The 16931-nt window shown below is 60.6% G+C and carries 15 protein-coding genes and 3 pseudogenes; 10 read left to right on the top strand and 8 right to left on the bottom strand.

The annotated features are described in order from the left end of the window. Positions 1–209: 209 nt before the first annotated feature. A pseudogene (locus tag J0F76_RS06860) lies at positions 210–536 on the top strand (IS1634 family transposase); the annotation flags it as partial. 286 nt (positions 537–822) lie between these two features. On the opposite strand, the gene J0F76_RS06855 reads toward J0F76_RS06860, so the two are convergent. After that, positions 823–1827, bottom strand: coding sequence for an IS110 family RNA-guided transposase (locus J0F76_RS06855; RefSeq protein ID WP_207467157.1), 1005 nt, complete (start codon positions 1825–1827; stop codon positions 823–825). A 101-nt stretch (positions 1828–1928) separates the two neighbouring features. On the opposite strand from J0F76_RS06855, the pseudogene J0F76_RS06850 reads away from it, so the two are divergent. Together J0F76_RS06850 and J0F76_RS06845 are read left to right on the top strand one after the other, a co-directional pair. After that, positions 1929–3245: pseudogene (locus tag J0F76_RS06850) on the top strand (IS1634 family transposase); the annotation flags it as partial. A 90-nt stretch (positions 3246–3335) separates the two neighbouring features. After that, positions 3336–4538, top strand: a pseudogene (locus J0F76_RS06845) (amidase); the annotation flags it as partial. Between the two features lie 283 nt (positions 4539–4821). Here J0F76_RS06845 and J0F76_RS06840 read toward each other — a convergent pair. From J0F76_RS06840 to tnpA, 4 genes are read right to left on the bottom strand one after another with little or no spacing between them, the layout of a single operon-like run. Continuing rightward, positions 4822–5121 (bottom strand): hypothetical protein, encoded by a 300-nt coding sequence (locus J0F76_RS06840; RefSeq protein WP_207467153.1) that lies wholly within the window; start codon positions 5119–5121, stop codon positions 4822–4824. Then, entirely contained in the window at positions 5121–6752 is a 1632-nt protein-coding gene (gene tnpC, locus J0F76_RS06835) for an IS66 family transposase (protein WP_207467151.1), read from the bottom strand. Before tnpC ends, J0F76_RS06840 begins: the two co-directional genes overlap by 1 nt. A gap of 60 nt (positions 6753–6812) precedes the next feature. Continuing rightward, the gene (gene tnpB / locus J0F76_RS06830; RefSeq protein WP_035715275.1) at positions 6813–7163 is read right to left on the bottom strand and encodes an IS66 family insertion sequence element accessory protein TnpB; all 351 of its coding nucleotides are present in this window, start codon (positions 7161–7163) and stop codon (positions 6813–6815) included. Then, positions 7160–7564 carry an IS66-like element accessory protein TnpA gene (gene tnpA / locus J0F76_RS06825; protein ID WP_207467149.1) on the bottom strand — a complete coding sequence of 135 codons (405 nt, stop codon included), beginning with the start codon at positions 7562–7564 and terminating at the stop codon, positions 7160–7162. Before tnpA ends, tnpB begins: the two co-directional genes overlap by 4 nt. Here tnpA and J0F76_RS21350 point away from each other — a divergent pair. Continuing rightward, complete coding sequence (locus J0F76_RS21350; protein ID WP_377707478.1) at positions 7496–7792, top strand: aspartate/glutamate racemase family protein; 297 nt, start codon at positions 7496–7498, stop codon at positions 7790–7792. The genes tnpA and J0F76_RS21350 overlap by 69 nt on opposite strands. Positions 7793–8452: 660 nt before the next feature. On the opposite strand, the gene J0F76_RS06820 is transcribed toward J0F76_RS21350, so the two are convergent. Continuing rightward, complete coding sequence (locus tag J0F76_RS06820; RefSeq protein ID WP_207467147.1) at positions 8453–9385, bottom strand: LysR family transcriptional regulator; 933 nt, start codon at positions 9383–9385, stop codon at positions 8453–8455. 255 nt (positions 9386–9640) lie between these two features. Here J0F76_RS06820 and J0F76_RS06815 point away from each other — a divergent pair, with 255 nt between their 5' ends. The 6 genes from J0F76_RS06815 (at position 9641) to J0F76_RS06790 (ending at position 15196) form a co-directional block, all read left to right on the top strand. Next, entirely contained in the window at positions 9641–10105 is a 465-nt protein-coding gene (locus J0F76_RS06815) for a tripartite tricarboxylate transporter TctB family protein (protein WP_207467146.1), read from the top strand. 7 nt (positions 10106–10112) lie between these two features. Next, complete coding sequence (locus tag J0F76_RS06810; RefSeq protein WP_207467144.1) at positions 10113–11630, top strand: tripartite tricarboxylate transporter permease; 1518 nt, start codon at positions 10113–10115, stop codon at positions 11628–11630. A 22-nt stretch (positions 11631–11652) separates the two neighbouring features. Then, a complete protein-coding gene (locus tag J0F76_RS06805; RefSeq protein WP_207467142.1) occupies positions 11653–12591 on the top strand; it encodes a Bug family tripartite tricarboxylate transporter substrate binding protein in 939 nt (312 codons plus the stop codon). Positions 12592–12656: 65 nt separating this feature from the next. Next, a complete protein-coding gene (locus tag J0F76_RS06800; protein ID WP_207467140.1) occupies positions 12657–13904 on the top strand; it encodes an NAD(P)/FAD-dependent oxidoreductase in 1248 nt (415 codons plus the stop codon). Positions 13905–13922: 18 nt separating this feature from the next. Continuing rightward, entirely contained in the window at positions 13923–14648 is a 726-nt protein-coding gene (locus J0F76_RS06795) for an aspartate/glutamate racemase family protein (protein ID WP_207467138.1), read from the top strand. A 278-nt stretch (positions 14649–14926) separates the two neighbouring features. Next, positions 14927–15196: a hypothetical protein gene (locus J0F76_RS06790; protein WP_207467253.1), complete on the top strand. Its 270-nt coding sequence runs from the start codon at positions 14927–14929 to the stop codon at positions 15194–15196. 41 nt (positions 15197–15237) lie between these two features. Here the strand turns inward: J0F76_RS06790 and J0F76_RS06785 are convergent, their stop codons facing one another. Together J0F76_RS06785 and J0F76_RS06780 are read right to left on the bottom strand one after the other, a co-directional pair. Continuing rightward, positions 15238–15609 (bottom strand): VanZ family protein, encoded by a 372-nt coding sequence (locus J0F76_RS06785; RefSeq protein WP_207467136.1) that lies wholly within the window; start codon positions 15607–15609, stop codon positions 15238–15240. Between the two features lie 279 nt (positions 15610–15888). Then, positions 15889–16931, bottom strand: a 1043-nt coding sequence (locus J0F76_RS06780; RefSeq protein WP_207467134.1) for an ISNCY family transposase, incomplete at its 5' end; no start/stop codon positions are given.

The following is a 16931-nucleotide window of genomic DNA, read 5'->3' as shown; positions in this document are numbered from 1 at the left end:
CGAGGCCGCACGCGCCGCTGACGCACATCGAAGGGCTGGCACCGAACTTCGACAGTTCCGGCGGGATTTTGATCCTGGTTGAACGTCTCGCATATGTGGAAACAATGAGTTAGCGGTCGAGAACGAAGCGTTCTCCACGTTTCTTGTTGTGGCACGTCGAGCGTTTTCCGCTGTTGATTTGCTGGCGATTGTCGCGATACCGTTGCGGCATGTATACGAAGATCACCCGGTCTGGCGGGCGCCGCTATCTCCAGCTTGTTGAAGGCTTCCGCGACGAGGGTGGAAAGGTCCGGCATCGTGTCGTCGCAAATCTTGGCCGGATCGATGATCTCACGCCGCAAAAGCTTGATCCCTTGATCAACGGGCTCAACCGGGTGATAGGGCGGGCGCCCAACACCTCCAGCGAGGTCGTCTCGGAAAGCGCCAGGTCCTATGGCGACGTCTTCGCCCTGCACGAACTCTGGGAAGACCTTGGCTTCGACCGCGCCCTCAATCGTGCTTTGCGTTCCGGCCGCCGCCAGATGGATGCCGAGGCGTCGCCATTGTCGCTCGGACCATGTATGGATGGCTCCCGCGTGGCAAGAGGCTTGTGATCTTCGGCAACTGGTCGGGTGCGGCCATGTATTCGGCGTCTGATCTGCGGTGATCCCGCGCGCCCTGATGAACGTCCGCCTGAGGCCTGGGTCCCTATCAATGGCACGCGCTCGAGGCGCTCCGGTCCGAACGGGGTGTCCCTGCCTCATGTCCGTCAGTTTGCCATCATCTCACTCTGCCCTCGCCATCTCGTTCAGGCCAGCAGCAGCGACCTGTAGTTCTATCCGCTCATGCCGGTCGCCAAGCTTCGCCCCTTTTCAGCATGGCCCAGATCGCCCGTGCCATGCGATTGGCCAAAGCTATGGCTGCGACCTTGAGCGGCTTTGTCGCGATCAATCGCCCCAGCCAATCGGTGCCAGGTTCAGAAAGCCTGCGAGCGGAGATCACGCCCATGGCGCCAAGATAAAGCAGCCGTCGGATATACCGGTTGCCCATCTTGGAAATTGAGCCCAGCCGTTCCTTGCCTCCGCTCGAATGGGGCTTGGGCGTGAGCCCCAGCCAGGCAGGCAGATCACGGGCCGACCGGAAGCTCGACACATCGGGCAGCGTTGCAGCCAGAACGCTGGCGGTAATGGGGCCGATACCGGGCATTGTCTGGAGCCGACGGGCTGTCTCGTCCACTTCCGCATCGGATTTGATCTGGGCTGTCATGACATCGATGCGCTGCTTGGTGTCGCGGAACTGGCCGGCAAGCAGGTCTAGTGGCATCCGTGCCTCTGCCGGCAGATCGGCTCCCTCAGCCTCGGCGATGAGGCGACCCATGTTATGAACGCCCTTCGGAACGACAATGCCGAACTCGCCCAAATGCGCCCGGATCGCGTTGGCGAGTTGTGTCAGCTGACGGACCAGGAAATCACGTGCCCGGTGCTGCATCAGCACCGCCTGCTGCTTCTCGGTCTTGAGCGGCACAAAGCGCATGTTCGGACGTGTGACGGCTTCACAGATGGCCTCTGCATCGGCCGCATCAGTCTTGCCCCGCTTGACAAAGGGTTTGACATAAGAGGGCGGGATCAATCGCACCTCATGGCCAAGCTTTGCCAATTCCCGGGCCCAGTAATGAGCTCCCGCGCAGGCTTCAATGCCAATGAGACAGGGGTGCAAGCGTGAGAAGAACAGCAGGACCTGTGCCCGCCTGACCTGCCGCCGCACAAGGACAGCGCCGTCCGCATCAACGGCATGAACCTGGAACACGTTCTTGGCCAGATCCAGCCCGACCGTGGTAATCTCCTTCATGGATGGCTCCCTTCATTGGTCACTGTGACAGCACCCAATGTGGCACATTGCGATGCCGGGAGCGGGAGCCATCCACTCCATCAATGGCGCTCCAATGGCAACTCCGCGCCATGGTCTTCAACCGTCTCTGCGCCCCTGACAGCAAGCTCGGCTGCCTGCGCTGGCTCGAGACCGTGGCCATGCGCGGCATGCCCGAGGCGATCACCCATCAGCATCTGCTGCGGGTGATGGACGCGTTGATGGATCATGCCGAGCTTGTCGAGGCCGAGCTTGCCCGTCAGATCCGCCCCCTCGTGGATCACGACCTGGCGGTGGTTTTCTATGACCTCACGACGGTGCGGATCCATGGCGAGGGCGAGGTCGCTGATGATTTGCGCGCCTTCGGCATGAACAAGGAAACCGGCAGCATCGCTCGGCAATTCGTTCTCGGCCTCGTGCAGACGGCGGAGGGGCTGCCGCTGATGCACACCGTTCATCCAGGCAACATGGCCGAGACCAGAACCCTTCAGGCGATGCTGAAGACCGTGCTGCAGCGCTTTCCCGTCCAGCGTGTCGTTCTGGTTGCCGATCGCGGGCTGCTGAGCCTGGAGAATATCGGCGAGCTGACCGCGCTCGCCAAACGGGGCGGGCGAAAGCTCGAGTTCATCCTGGCGGTTCCGGCGCGGCGCTACACGGAACTGGCCGAAACCTTCCGCAGACTGACCCTCTCCGAGGCTGGCCTGGCCGAGAGCCACTTCGCCGGCCATCGCCTGATCGTCGCCCATGATCCTTTGCGCGCCGAGGAGCAGACAGCCCGCCGCCGCGCCCGGATTGCCGAGCTCGAGGCCATGGCCGAGAAGATGGTGACCCGCCTCGACGCGCAGGATGCCGGCAAGACCCCCCGAGGTCGCCGGGCTTCTGATCGTGGCGCCTATGGGCGCTTTACCCGCGCCGTCGCCGAGGCCGAGCTCAGCCGCTTCATCAAGGCCGATCTCAACGCCGACCGCTTCAGCTGGGCCCTCGACGAGACTGCGCTGGCGGCGGCCGAACTTTTCGATGGCAGGCTGGCGCTGATCACCAACGCGCCCGACCTCACGCCCGCTGACGCCGTCGCCCGCGACAAGGCTTTGAGCGATATTGAGCGCGGCTTCCGCGTCCTCAAATCCGACATCGAGATCGCCCCCGTCCACCATCGCTTGCCGGACCGAATCCGGGCCCACGCCCTGATCTGTTTCCTCGCCCTCGTTCTCTACCGGGTCATGCGCATCCGCCTGAAGGCGAAGGGGCACACCGCAAGCCCCAGAACCGCGCTGGATCTCCTGGCGCGCATCCAAAAACACGTAACCCACATTGGAGCACAGACCTTCACAGGGATCTCGAAATCCCAGCCGGAACAATTGAGTCTCTTCGACGCACTCGACATCAAAAAACCCGCCTGAACCCTCGTGTTGTGGTAAATCCACTAATCAGCGACAACAAGATCAATGACTTAAGTTTTTAACTGTCGAAGTTGGGCTGGCAACAACCTTCCCTTACTCCACGGGCTTCCAGTGGCGGTTAAGGATGTCACCGCAACCCGAGGTCTACGCACGACACAAGGCTCCCGTATCCATGCCGAGACGATACCGGAAAAGGACGCCACTTCCGTTGCAAAGCTGAGAAAAGCGGGAGCGATTATCCTGGGCAAGACGAATACGCCCGAATTCGCCTTCGGGGCAGTTTGTACGAACGCGCTGTGCGGGCCGACTGCGAACCCTTGGGATCTTGATCTAAGTTCCGGTGGCTCCAGCGGCGGATCCGCAGTCGCGGTGGCGACCGAGATGGTTCCTTTAGCGCAAGGCACAGATTTTGGCGGCTCCGTGCGCACACCAGCGCCGTTTTGCGGCGCTGTCGGGTTGCGCCCCACACCCGGCACGATTGCGGAACCGGAGCGCGCGCTAGGCGAGGCACGGCTGGCGACGCAAGGTGTCCTGGCGCGATCGATCGAGGACGGACTTCTGATGCTGCGCGCGATGGCCGGTCCCCACCCGCTTGATCCAGTATCGCGCCGGGTTCCGCTGCCGCCTGAGCCGGACCCGGAAACCGTGCCGCGTCTCGCTGCCTCCGCCGATCTAAGCGGAGCGTTTCCAATTGATCCTTGGGTACGTAAACGGTTTGCGCTCGCCTGTGAGGAGGTCGGGGCAGTGCTTGGGCCTGTGACGCTTGTTGCGCCGGATCTGCGAGACGGCGTACAGGCCTTCAAAACCTTGCGCGCGGCAGAATCCTGGTTCAAGTTCGGAGCGATGGTTGACCAGCATGAGGCCGATTTGTCGCCTTCCTATGTCTGGAATGTGCGGCAGGGACGGACGATTTCTGCGGAAGCCTATCTTGCCGCAGAGGCCACACGTACAGTTATGCAACGTAACGCTTGGCGGTTCTTTGATAGCTACGATCTGCTCGTGCTACCTGCGGCATCGGTTCCACCTTTCAGGAACAACGGTGGAGAAGTGATACAGATTGGCGAAACGTCAAGCGAGTCGATCATCGACTATCTTGCCTGCACCTTTCTGATCTCCCTGATTGGTTTTCCCTGCTTGTCTCTTCCCGCGCCGACGGACGAAGGCGATTTGCCCTTTGGCTTGCAGATCGTTGCTCGGCCAGGCGGCGAAGCGCTTCTTTGGGGCGCGGCTATGCGGTTGGAAGCAGCAAGCTTTAACCATCGTTTCGCACCCATCGTGCATGCTAACAGATGACGCGCCCCCTGGTCCTTCTCGTCAACGGAAACAGCCATGAGGCGCTAACCGAGCGGATGGCACGGCTTGCCCGCGAGAAGTTGGGTGCCATGATGGATGTTGAGCAGATGACCATCGCACAGGCGCCGCCCTTCGTGTCGAGTAGGGCAGAAGCAGCTCATGCAGCCAGCGCAATTCTGAGGGCTGTGCATCGGCGCGTTTCCGAAGCCGCAAAGCCGACCCCCAATGTGATAATGTTGGCGTGTTTTGGAGAGCGTAAGGCTACGCCGAGGACCGTCTTGCCTCAGCACCTGCTCTCGTCGGCCATGATGCGTTCGATGACGTCGGGCTCGCATTGCTCGTCACGCAGGAACTCGCGGACCCCGCCCTCCCAGGTGCGGATGTCTGCGATAAGCTCCTGCAGGCATTCGATGCCGCGGTCTGTGAAGGCCTTGATCCCTTCCTCGGTACCGTTGTCGACCCAGATCATCTCGCCGTAGTCGATGTTGTCGGAATTGGCGCTGACAATCTCGATGAGCTCGCTGTTCTCGCCGATCCTCCTGGCGACTTCATCGAGAGCAAGGAGATGCGTGACGCGGGCCATCAGGCGGCCTCGGCTGACCGGCCTTCCGGCAGGTTCCAGTTCCATGGAAGCAATTCAGGCAGCCGCGAGACCGGCAGGTCGGCAATGCGAGCGATGACATCGGCAAGCCAGGCCTGCGGGTCGATGCCGTTCAGCTTCGCCGAGCCGATCAGCGTGTACATGGCGGCGGCGCGGTGGCCACCGCGCTCGGAGCCAGCGAAGAGCCATGATTTCCTGCCGAGAGCCACGCCACGCAGTGAACGCTCCGCGCAATTGTTGCTGAGGCAAACCCGGCCGTCCTTAAGGAATCGGGTGAACCCGGGCCAGTGCGCAGTCGACAGAAGGTAATCGATCGCTTTGGCGACTTTGGCATGTTTCGAGAGCCGCGCCCGTTCGGACCGCAGCCATGCTTCCAGTTCGCCCACCAGTGGCGCCGACAGACGCTGGCGCGCCTCCAGACGGGCAGCGGCATCAAGGCCGCTGATCTCGCGCTCGATTTCGAACAGCCTGTCGATCCGCTTCACCGCTTCAAAGGCGATCGGCGAGATGTCTTCAGGCGACTTGCCTTTGCGGATGTTGCCCTCGACATCGGCAAGCTCGAAGAACTTGCGGCGCGCATGCGACCAGCATAGCGCGGGCAGAACAGGGCCCGGCTTGCGATTACCCTGGTAGAGCTGGTTGTATCCGGCATAGGCGTCGGCCTGCAGGATGCCTTGCCAGCCCTTCAAATGCCCAAGTGGATGTTCGCCCGCCCGATCGCGGGAGAACTTGAAGACAACGGCCGGCGGGGCGGTCCCGGAGAAGGGGCGGTCATCGCGAACATAGGTCCAGAGCCGCGCGGTCTTTGTTCCGCCGCGGGCAAGAAGCGGTACCGTTGTATCATCTCCATGAAGGCGTTCGGCGGCCAGGACATGCGCCTCGATCAGTGCCTGCAAAGGTTCCAGCAATGCGGTCACGGCGCCGACCTGGTCGGCCAGCGTCGAGAGGCTTAGCTCCACGCCTTCCCGGGCATACCGCTCTGCCTGACGGTTCAGGGGCTGATGCTGGCCGTACTTTTCGAAGATGATCATTGCCAGAAGGCTGGGTCCGGCCCATCCCCGCGGAACGGGGTGGAACGGCGCCGGGGGCTGGCTGATCTTCTCACAAGCCCGACATGTGAACTTCTCGCGGACCGTCTGGATCACCTTCCATTGCCGAGGGATGACCTCCAGCGTCTCGGTGATGTCCTCGCCCATCTTCACGATGCGACCGGAACCACAGCAGCTGCAGGCGGTCGGCGGCTCGACCACCACCCGTTCGCGCGACAGGTGGTCGGGGAAGGGTTTCTTCACCGGCTTGCGTCGCTCAAAGCCCGCGACCTGTGTCTGCCCCACTGCCTGTTCGGCCCGGGCGTTGTCCTCTGCGGCGTTGGCCACCAGTTCCTCGAGCTGCAATTCCAGCTGGTCGATGAGCCGGGCAGTGCGTTCCGCGCTCCGGCCGTACTTGTCGCGGCGGAGCAGCGCGATCTCGAGCTTGAGCCCCGCGATCATCGCTTCCGAGGTCGAGACCACCGCACGGGCCTGTGCGAGATCAGCCTCGGCAGCTGCAGCGCGCCCCTCGGCAGCGGCGAGCGCGGCGCGCAGTTGTTCGAGCTCGGAGGCGGTCCCAGACATGGCAGGACCTTACCACGCCGACGGGGGCAGGCCTACGCAAAAACTGCAAATAAAGCTGTATTATCCTGCCTTTGCGGGTCTTTGTGTCCAACGTGGATTTCGCCAGTCAATGCCTTCGAGAAGATAGGCGAGCTGCGCCGCTGATACCTGAACCGCTTCGCCCGATCCGCTCGATGGCCAGATAAACTTCCCTGCCTCTAGCCGCTTCATATAGAGCGACATTCCGACGCCGTCATGCCATATCAATTTCACCAGATCGCCACGGCGCCCTCGGAAGCAGAATATCTCGCCCGCATGCGGATCCCGCCCGAGCCCTTGCTGAACCTGCAGCGCCAGCGTGTTCATGCCTCGCCGCATGTCGGTGACGCCGCCCGCGATCCAGACAGTCACTCCCGCCGGAAACGCGATCATCGGCCATCTACCACGGAAAGGAGCTGGGCCAGCGCCTCCGGGTCCACGTTGGCCGGCACAACAAGCTGGCGTCCATTCCTCAGGGCAATCTCTACCCGGGCTTCCGGGTTCGGGGGCACAGGCCTTGGGGACATCGTGCCTGGCAACTCGGCAGAAACCGTCAGTGGCATAAAGGAGGGCAAACGGTCGCCACCAAGCTCCCCGGTGCGGTATTGTCGGCGCCAGACCGTGAGCAGAGACCGCGAAATGTCATGCCGTCTTGCCGTGGCACTCACCTGCCGCTTTCCGGTCAAACTCTCCTCGACGATCCGGACCTTGTCCGCATCGCTCCAATGTCGCCGGCGGACACCGTCCGCCGCGGACAAAACTTCAATCGGGGGTTCGAATTTAAGGTCGCGCATAAGGTCGGAGCTATCACTCAAGCGCTAAACCCGTCAGGCGGCCTTCACCGGAGGAATACTGGAGAGCCGGGCCTACTGGCACTGCGCGATATGCTGCCAATGCCCGTTACCGGAATGGTTGAAGCCTCAGTCCACACAGTCCTGCAACTGGGTCGCCGCGTGTCGATCCTCACTTCTGGACGCGATTGGCCTGCGCAAATCGAGGATCTTCTAGATGTCTACGGGTAAACGGGACGGATCGTCCGTGTCACCGCTGTACCGGACGCCGTGCTGTCTGAGGACGAAGCGATCTGGCGTCCGGCGCTTTCGGATACGATCGCTAAGGACATGGGCTTGGGTGGGGCCAATGTTATGATAGTCGGCGGAGGTCCACTTTCTGGCCGGGCCTCCATGCTGACAGCGTCGCCAGATATTAAACTTGTCGACGCCTTCGAGGCAACGCTCTGGCAAAGTTTCGCGCTTGCCGGCCTCACATAATCAACAGCCGTCGGTCAGGTCGGCCTTGCCGGAACGTGCGGGTCATGCCGCGGTGCCTCCGGGGCTGATAATCGACGATATGGGCCGTTGCTACAGCACACCAAGGCGTCTGATGGACCATCCCTTTACGAGCAGGTTGTTGATCTGCCGTTCTGGTCCAACGCAGATCTTATGCGCTTCATTGTGCTGCTCTAGACAACGAGAAGGGTTTTGGTTGGGGGGTGTTCAGAGCAATTGTGCGGGACATGCAGGCAGCACAGCGTGCCTACCACCGGGCCCTGAGGGCGGGGATAAACGAGTGTATCGCCGTCGTTTCCGTTGCGCCTGCCGCTTGACCAAACGCCGGCGCGGAGGCAGAGGCGGCGTTGGATACCGTCCCCAAGCGACAAGCCAACGGTCTCCGATGTCGACCTACTGGCCATCGAATTGCGGAGCGGTGTAGCGCTGTAATTCTTGCTTCAGCGTGGCGGTAAAGGCCTGCGATATCAGAGACAACGGACGATGCATGGGCGTGACGATAGCCACCGAAAAAGGAACAACCGGCGCGAAGGGGCGAAACACCACCTTTGGATTTTCCTGATGAGTCAGACGATAACTTTCCGCCGTCAGTGGGTCGACAACGGCACAGGCCAGACCGGCTCCGACAAAGGACAAAAGCGGATAAAAGTACTGTGTTTCAAATCGAGGCTTGAAACATACGCCCGCTTGGGCAAAGGCATCTGCTGTTAGGCGATAGGTGACATGGCTTGGAAACAGCGCCGCTAGATCGCGCCCACGAAGATCGGTGGGATCAATGATGGCGTTTGCGGTCAGAGGGTCGCCGGTTGGTAGAGCGCAGAGGCAGTCTGTCGTCACCAAGTCATGCCTTAAGAGACTGCTGTCAGGCATCTGGTTTTCTGCCCAATCCGCAAGACCCACATCAAACTGCTGGGTCGCGATCAGATGGCACACTTGCGACGAACTGCGCGTCAGCAGAGCGACACTTAATCTCGCCCGCGTTCTTGCGAAATGAGCCAGCATCCGCGGAATCAGGACGACCGAAGGGCCGGGCATTGAGACCATGCGCAGCTGTCCCTGCTCCAAATCGCCGACGCGCTTCATGTTCATCTCGACCGTGCGCATTCGGTCCATGAGATCCTGGGTTTCGGCATATAGATAATGCGCCTCGGGGACAGGCAGAAGTTGTCCGGTGCGGCGGATGAACAGCTTGTAGCCCAACTCTTGCTCCAGATTGGCGACCATGGCGCTGATCGCGGGCTGGGTACGGTTCAGGTTACGGGCGGCCTCGCTGAAGGACCCACAACGCATCACCTCGTGAAAGACGGTCAGCTGCTTGCTGTTCATGCGAATCCTCTGGATACTTGCTTCTACATGTCCCCATAAGAAAAATTGTTGGAAAGCAAAATATTTAAAATTTGATTTTATGTTTTGCCTTGGTCACCCTTGAACAAACACAGCGTCGACCAATGACAAAGCTGAACAACAGGGGCGGCGCGACAGGCGTCGAGGAATGATGGTCGCACACATGCTAACTGGGATGCTGTTTCTGCATCCTATCGGTCCATGCCCAATCGGTGCCTGCAGATTGCGGTGCGGGTCATGACTCGCCGGCATCTGGATGTGATCCTATGTTCGGCTCTGATCTTGGCTTCGGTCCTGATCTTGACGCTGGACGGCCTGGCACTGGGCGGGGTTGAAACACAGTTGGGGTCAATGCTGATGCCGCGCGTGGTGGCGACGCTGATCATCCTGTTTTCGCTGATGATCGGGCTTCCCTCGCTGCGCGGGCTTCTGCAGGATCGCCCGTTGCTACCGACCGAAGTGATCGAGACCGAGGGGCTGGACGGCGTCATGATTTATATCGTGATCTTCACTGCCTATTGGTGGGCGCTACCGATCCTCGGTTTTCTGGTGGCGACGCCTGCCGTGATTTTTGCGGTGGCGGTACTGCTGGGCGGGCGGTCGTGGTTGCCGATGCTCTCCATGTCGCTGATCACGCCAACTGTCATCTTCTATGGCTGCCGCGAACTGATCCGCGTCTACCTGCCCGAATGGTCATTCTGAGGACGTGATGTTCAGCAATATTTTTCAAGGCTTTGTAACTGTCCTATCCGTCGGACCGCTACTTGGGATTATGCTGGGTGTCTGTGTCGGCATCGTGTTCGGCGCCATTCCCGGCATTTCGGCAATCATGGCCATCGCGATCATCCTACCGCTGACCTTTTATGTCGATCCGATCGTCGGGATCACCATGCTGCTGGCGGTCTACAAGGCAGGAATCTATGGCGGATCGATCTCGGCTATTCTGATAAACACACCAGGGGCGGCAGCGTCCTTCTTGACCTCGCTCGATGGCCACGCGCTGGCAAGAAGCGGAAAAGCAGGTAAAGCGCTCTGCATGGCGCTTTACGCATCTGTCACCGGTGAGATGCTGGCCACGCTAGTGCTGATTTTCGTGGCGGCGCCGATTTCACTAATCTCGCTGCAGGCAGGGCCGATTGAAAAAGTCTGGTTGCTAGTCTTTGCATTCACCGTTGTTGGCTCAATGACCGGGGAATCCGTACCACGGGGGCTGCTGTCCTGCTGCCTTGGGATGATGTTCGCGATGGTAGGTATGTCGTCGCTGACCGGTGCGGTTCGGCTGACCTTTGGCATCCCCGATCTGATGAGCGGCTTCACCTTTCTGCCCGTTTTGATCGGCGTCTTGGTCATGCCCGAGGTAATCGACGCCGTGCGCCGCCGCAAAACGCCGCATCAGGATCTGGTTCTGAAGGTGTCCGACCAGCCTGCCGACAACCGCGTTAGCCTGCGCGAATACCGTTCGGTGCTGGGGACGATTATCAAATCTTCGGGGATTGGGACGGTTGTTGGCGCGCTGCCGGGTCTGGGTTCCAGTGCGGCGGCATTCTTGGCCTATGGCGAGGCCAAGCGCAGTTCGAAAGCGCCTGAGGAATTCGGAAAAGGCTCACTGCATGGTATCGCTGCGGCGGAATCTTCAAATAATGCGGTCTGTGGATCCAGCATGATCCCGATGCTTACACTGAGCATTCCGGGCGATGATGTAACCGCGCTACTCATGGGCGCGTTTCTGATCCACGGGATTACGCCGGGACCGACGATCTTTTATGAACATACCGATGTGATCTATGCGATCTTCGCGGGCTTCCTGTTGGTCGACCTGTTCCTGCTGGTCATTGCGCGGTTCGGTTTTCCGCTGTGGATGCGCGTCGCTTCGGTTCCGCCTTATTTCATATTCCCCTGCGTCACGGTCTTTGCAGTCGTGGGAGCCTTTACCGCAAATCAAAGCCTGACTGATGTGATGATCCTGATGGTTTTCACGCTGCTGGGTTATGGGATGCGGCTGGTCGGACTGAACCCAGCAGCTTTTATTATCGGCTTCATTCTGATGCCGCTGTTGGAACAAAACCTGGATCAGGCGGTCTCGATCGTGGGCGGCGACTACCTGCGGATGCTGTCCTCTCCCATCGGCTGGATTTTCATCGGGCTATCGGTGCTGTCGGTGGTCTCGGCCATCCGGTCGAACCGGCGCGGACGCCGAAGAATGGCGGCCTTTGCCGCTGCTGAATAACAACCCAACAGGAGTGACTTTCATGACCTTGCTGAAACTGCTCGCAGCCGGTACGACCGCGTTGACCATGCTGGCGACCCCCGCGTTAGCCGAATATCCCGAAAAGCCGATCAAGGTGATCGTGCCCTGGGGTGCGGGCGGGGATTCCGATCTGACCACTCGCGTGTGGGCCGATGCGATGGAAGAGGTGCTGGGCGTGCCCGTCGCCGTCATCAACAAGGTCGGCGGCACAGGAGTTGTCGGCACGACCGAAGTCGCGAATGCCAAACCAGACGGCTATACCCTGCTGAACGCCGGCCTCAGCAATGTGCAGGTCACGCCAAATTTCGCGCAGGTGCCTTATGATTTTAACAGCTTTACTCCAATTGTGAAGCTGTCCTCAGTCCCACTGGGACTGCTGGTCAAGGCGGACAGCCCATATCAGGACTTCGCCGGTTTTGTGGCAGGTGCCAAGGAGCACACGTTAACTCAAGGGTCATGGGGGGCGGCATCGTCGGGAACCATTTTGGCCAGCATCATCGCCGATCAGGCCGATTATCAGGTGAACTACGTCCACGCCAATACGACGGCGGAGTCGATGGTGTCGCTGATCGGCGGACATATTGACAGCGCAGTGTCCTTTCCTCCCGCCTTCGAGCCGCATCTGAAATCGGGCGCGGCGCGGTTGCTTGCCGTGAACACGGCCTCGGACGCATACCCGGAAGTGCCCAGCTTTGCCGATCTGGGCATCAGGGGAGATTTCGAGGGTTGGTCGGGTATCTTCGCCCCCAAAGATGTCCCGCAGGAAGTCGTCGACACGCTGATCGAGGCTTCGACCAAGGCAATGCAGGATCCCAAGGTGATCGAGGCTTTTGGCAATATTGGCGCAACGGTCGATTTCCGTCACGGTCAAGAATGGGTCGATGACATGCGCCAGACCTACGGCATTATGACGGATGCTGCGGCAAAAATGTCGGACTGATCTGACGCGGGCGCCTCAATAGGGTGCCCGCACCCTCGGTCAGAAGAACATCTTCGGGAAAAGACATGTCACGGGACGACAACGTCACCGCAATCATCGGCGGTGGGATCATTGGTATATGCTGCGCGCTGTATCTGCAGGAAAAGGGCTTCCGGGTGGAGATCATCGACCGTGCGGGCGGTGACGATCAACGCGCTTCTTACGGCAATGCGGGCAATCTATCGCCTTGGTCCTGCGTGCCGGAATCCATTCCAGGTCTGTGGAAGTCGGTGCCGGGCTGGCTGATCGATCCCTTGGGGCCGATGGCGGTCAAGGCAGCGCATCTACCTGTCGCGGTGCCCTGGCTGCTGCGGTTCTTGGCCGCGGGCCGCATCGGCCGGGTCGAACGGCAAGCCGATGCGCTGCGTTCTCTATATGCCCCAGTTGTCGATCTTTACGAGGATCTGTTGCGCCCGACCGGCCAGTTGGATCTGATCCGTCGCTGCGTTTATGTGACGCTTTATCGCGATGAAGCCCAGGCCGATCTGGGCGCTCTTGGATGGCGTTTGCGACGCGACCGGGGCGCAAAATTACGCAAGATCGGTGCCGGTGAGTTACGCGAGATCGAACCCGACCTGTCGCACGATTATCAGGCCGCTATCCTGATTCACGGGCAGGGGCGCACCACCGAACCGCAACGTCTTCTAAGCCTGTTGACAGAGCGGGTTCTGCGACAGGGAGGCGTACTCCACCGTGCCGACACCCGGGGGATCCGCCCCGATCCCGATGGCGTGGACCTGTATTGCAGCGATGGCACGCGACGCTTTCGTCGGGCAGTGATTGCCGCCGGAGCATGGTCGGCGCAGCTGTTGAGGACCATGGGCTTGCATGTCCCGCTAGAGACCGAGCGAGGCTATCACCTGACCATCCGCGACCCTGGCGTGACCATTAACAACACCTTGATGGAGGCGGGGCGAATGGTCGTTGCCTCAACCATGGAAGGGGGCTTGAGGCTAGCAGGAACGGTCGAGCTGGCCGGACTGAAGCCAGCCCCGGATTACCGCCGCGCGAAAAACCTCGCGACCTTGGGACGTGAGATGTTCCCCGCTCTGCGCGTGGGCGAGGCGGGCGAATGGATGGGGCATCGCCCCTCGCTGCCGGATTCGCTGCCGGTGATCGGGCGCGCTCCAGGGCATCGCAATGTATTACTGGCCTTCGGTCACAGCCATCTGGGCCTGTCGGGCGGAGCGCCAACAGGACGGTTGATCGCCCAGCTTGCGGCGGGTCGACCGACCTCCATAGATCTGACCCCGTTCCGGTTGGACCGGTTCTGACCAAGAAAGGCGCAACTCATGGCAATTACGAAAGGTGGCCGGAACATCTGCGGCGTCTCTGTCGGAGTTTTGTCGCTGGAGAGCTATTTTCCAAAGCCTCCGGGCCATATCAAGAACCCCTCCAGCCTGCCGTTTACGACCTGCTATGAAATCCTTGAAGGGATCACTGTTCCCGAATTATTGAATCGCCCCAGCGATGCCATGATCGGCCGGCTTTGCGATGCAGCGCGCAATTTGGAGCGACAGGGCGTACGCGCGATCACCGGATCATGCGGGTTTTTGGCCCTTTTTCAACGTGAGATCGCTGAAGCCGTTTCGGTCCCGGTCTTTCTCTCGGCGCTGATCCAATTGCCGCTTGTCTATCAAGTGACACGCGCACCTGTCGGCGTCCTGACGGCCAGCGCACCTGCCCTGACTGATCGGCATCTGGAAGGCGTCGGCGCGCAGGATGTACCCATCGTTGTGCAAGGCCTGCAGGATTGCGAGGAATTCGGCGCGGTCATCCTGCGCAACGAACGAGACGACATGGATCTGGACAAGATCCAGGCCGAATTACACGGCGCCACCACGACCCTTCTGGCGCGCGCCCCCGATATTCAGGCCCTTGTGCTAGAATGCACTGATCTGCCGCCTTATGCCTTTAGCCTGCAACAGACCTTCGGTCTGCCGGTCTTTGACCTGATTACTTTGACTACGATGATTGAAACCACGGTCAGGCAGCGGCATTATCACGGCTTCTGCTGATCGTGGGTTCAGCGGTGCTAGGCCAAGGTGTTTGCTAAGCGCGTCCCACGCAACGGCAACGTGTCGGCCGCTCCTGATACCGTCCCAGCAGCATATCGACGTTCACACAGAATTTTACGTTGCTGAGGTTCCGGCACACCACGCAGGCCGGCATGCTCTGAGCGGGGTGCCAGGCTCAGTTTCTCGACATAGTCCGACAGTGCCGCGCGAGCGTCGCGGAACGCGCACCTCTTCCTGCTGCTGGTGCGTTAGTAGAAGGTATGTCCCAGAGGTTGACCATGAAAGCGCTGATTGCCCCACTGACCGCCATCATGCTGGTTGCTGCCTGCCAAGCCCCGACGGAAACGGCACCTGCCTCCACTGAGCCGGAGCGGCCCATGGACGAGATCCCCGTTCAGATGACCCTGGCCAATGGCGACCGGCATTACAGCTTCAAGAGCGGCTGCGTCGTTATGCTGGAGCCGCGGCGTGCGGTGGTGAAGTCGGAGACGGGGGCATGCGCCCTTCATCACCGGGACATCGCCCTGCTCTACGCCTCGGCAGAATGACGAACCCTTTGATTATAAATAATTCGGCGGCAGGACGGATCTCACTGTGCCTGCCCGAGGTGCGGTTTCCGGAGCAGGGCTGCGACCGAAGTCGCGCCACGAGCCGCGACGCGACCAGCAAGAACGCCGATGCCAATCCCCATGAGGTCGGCAATCCAGTCAGCGATGTCACCCTCTCGCTCGACAAAGGGCTGCAGGATCTCAATGATGCCACCAAAGCCCGCGTAAACAGAGACGGTTACAAACAGCCAGCCTGGACGGAAGAAAGACAAGGGCAGGGCCAGCCCTGCGAAAGCAAGCGCATGATAAATCTTGTCCGAATGCGAGATCGGCCCAAGTGGCGGCGCTGAAATGGGCGTCAGCGTCAGGACCGAGATCACGGCTGCCACCAGGAGCGACAGGCCGATGGCCAATTTGGATTGTGTCGGCATGCGCTTTCCTTGCGCCAAGGCAGCGGGCGAAGCAAGGCCTAGGACCACCAGCAGAGCGAGCCACATGATCACAATGTCTGATCCTGTCTCTTTCGCTCACTGAGGCCGATCAGGCTGCCCATGAGGTTGAGCTGGCCTTGCGGAAGGCGCGGGTCATGCCGCGCAGGTCGCCTGTTGTCACCAAGTTGAAATGTCCTCGGCTGCGCAAAGTAGGAATGTCACAGCAGGGGCACCAGGGCGCAGCCTGACAGGGCGGAGACCTCAGGCATCAGAGCCCTGGCTGGCTGCGCCGGCTGCCTTGCGCTTGCGGTCTGCCAGCGCGTTCCAGCCGTTGTTGCGGCGCCCCGTGGGCGTGTAGCGGGTGCGTTGCTTGCCGACCCGGTGCACCTTCGGCGGAGCCTTGTCCTGCTCGGCCTTGATGTATTCCAGGACCGCGCTCAGATGCTTGTTCTCGGTAATGGCCGCATGGGTCACCCGCTGATCCTTGTCGAAGACGGAGTAGGGCAGCGAGACACCTTTCCAGCGGAACTCCAGCTGGCCGTCCGCGAACTCATAGCTGTCCACGTATTTGCCTGGCAGATCGCGGGTGATCTCGTTCTCCGCCAGGATGATCCGCAGCCGGTCGTAGGAAAAGGCCAGTTGATTGCTGACATAGCGTTCGTCGCGATGGCACAGAATGTCACGCAGCCGATCCGGTTCGACATTCAGTGGCCGATGCAGGTTGTCCGAACGGCGGGGCAGCTTGGCAAACTGTGCGTTGTGGCGCGCCATGAAGCCGGGAAGAAAGGCATTGGCAGTCTCCATGTCGGAGATGCCGGCCAGCCGCAACTCCTTGACCAGACGGTCCTGAAGAGTGCGGTTGGCGCGCTCGACGCGACCTTTTGCTTGCGAGGAGTTGGCGCACAGGATCTCGATGTTCAGCTCGTTCAGGGCCCGGCCGAACTGGGTCATTCCATAGCCTGTCTTGGCATCTTGCTTGGGCACCCGGAACACGGTGTGCTTGTCGGAGTAAAAGGCAACGGGACGGCCATGGAGTGTCAGGTATCGCTCCAAAGCTCCGAAATAGCTGAAGGTGCTCTCGGAGCTGACGAATTCCAGGTGCATCAGGGTGCTGGTGGCGTCATCGATGAACACCAACAAGGTGCAAACCGGACCGCGATCCTCGAACCAGCGATGATCCGAGCCGTCGATCTGGATCAGCTCGCCAAGGCACTCGCGGCGCAGGCGCGGCTGGTGGAATGTTCGGCGCTGCTTGCGCGACAGCCACAAACCCGCATCCTGCATCCACTTGCGCAAGGTCTCGC

Source organism: Paracoccus fontiphilus (genome assembly GCF_017356265.1).
Classification (GTDB): domain Bacteria; phylum Pseudomonadota; class Alphaproteobacteria; order Rhodobacterales; family Rhodobacteraceae; genus Paracoccus; species Paracoccus fontiphilus.
Note: the sequence above shows the minus strand (reverse complement) of the source record. Positions and strands in the feature narration are given on the sequence as shown.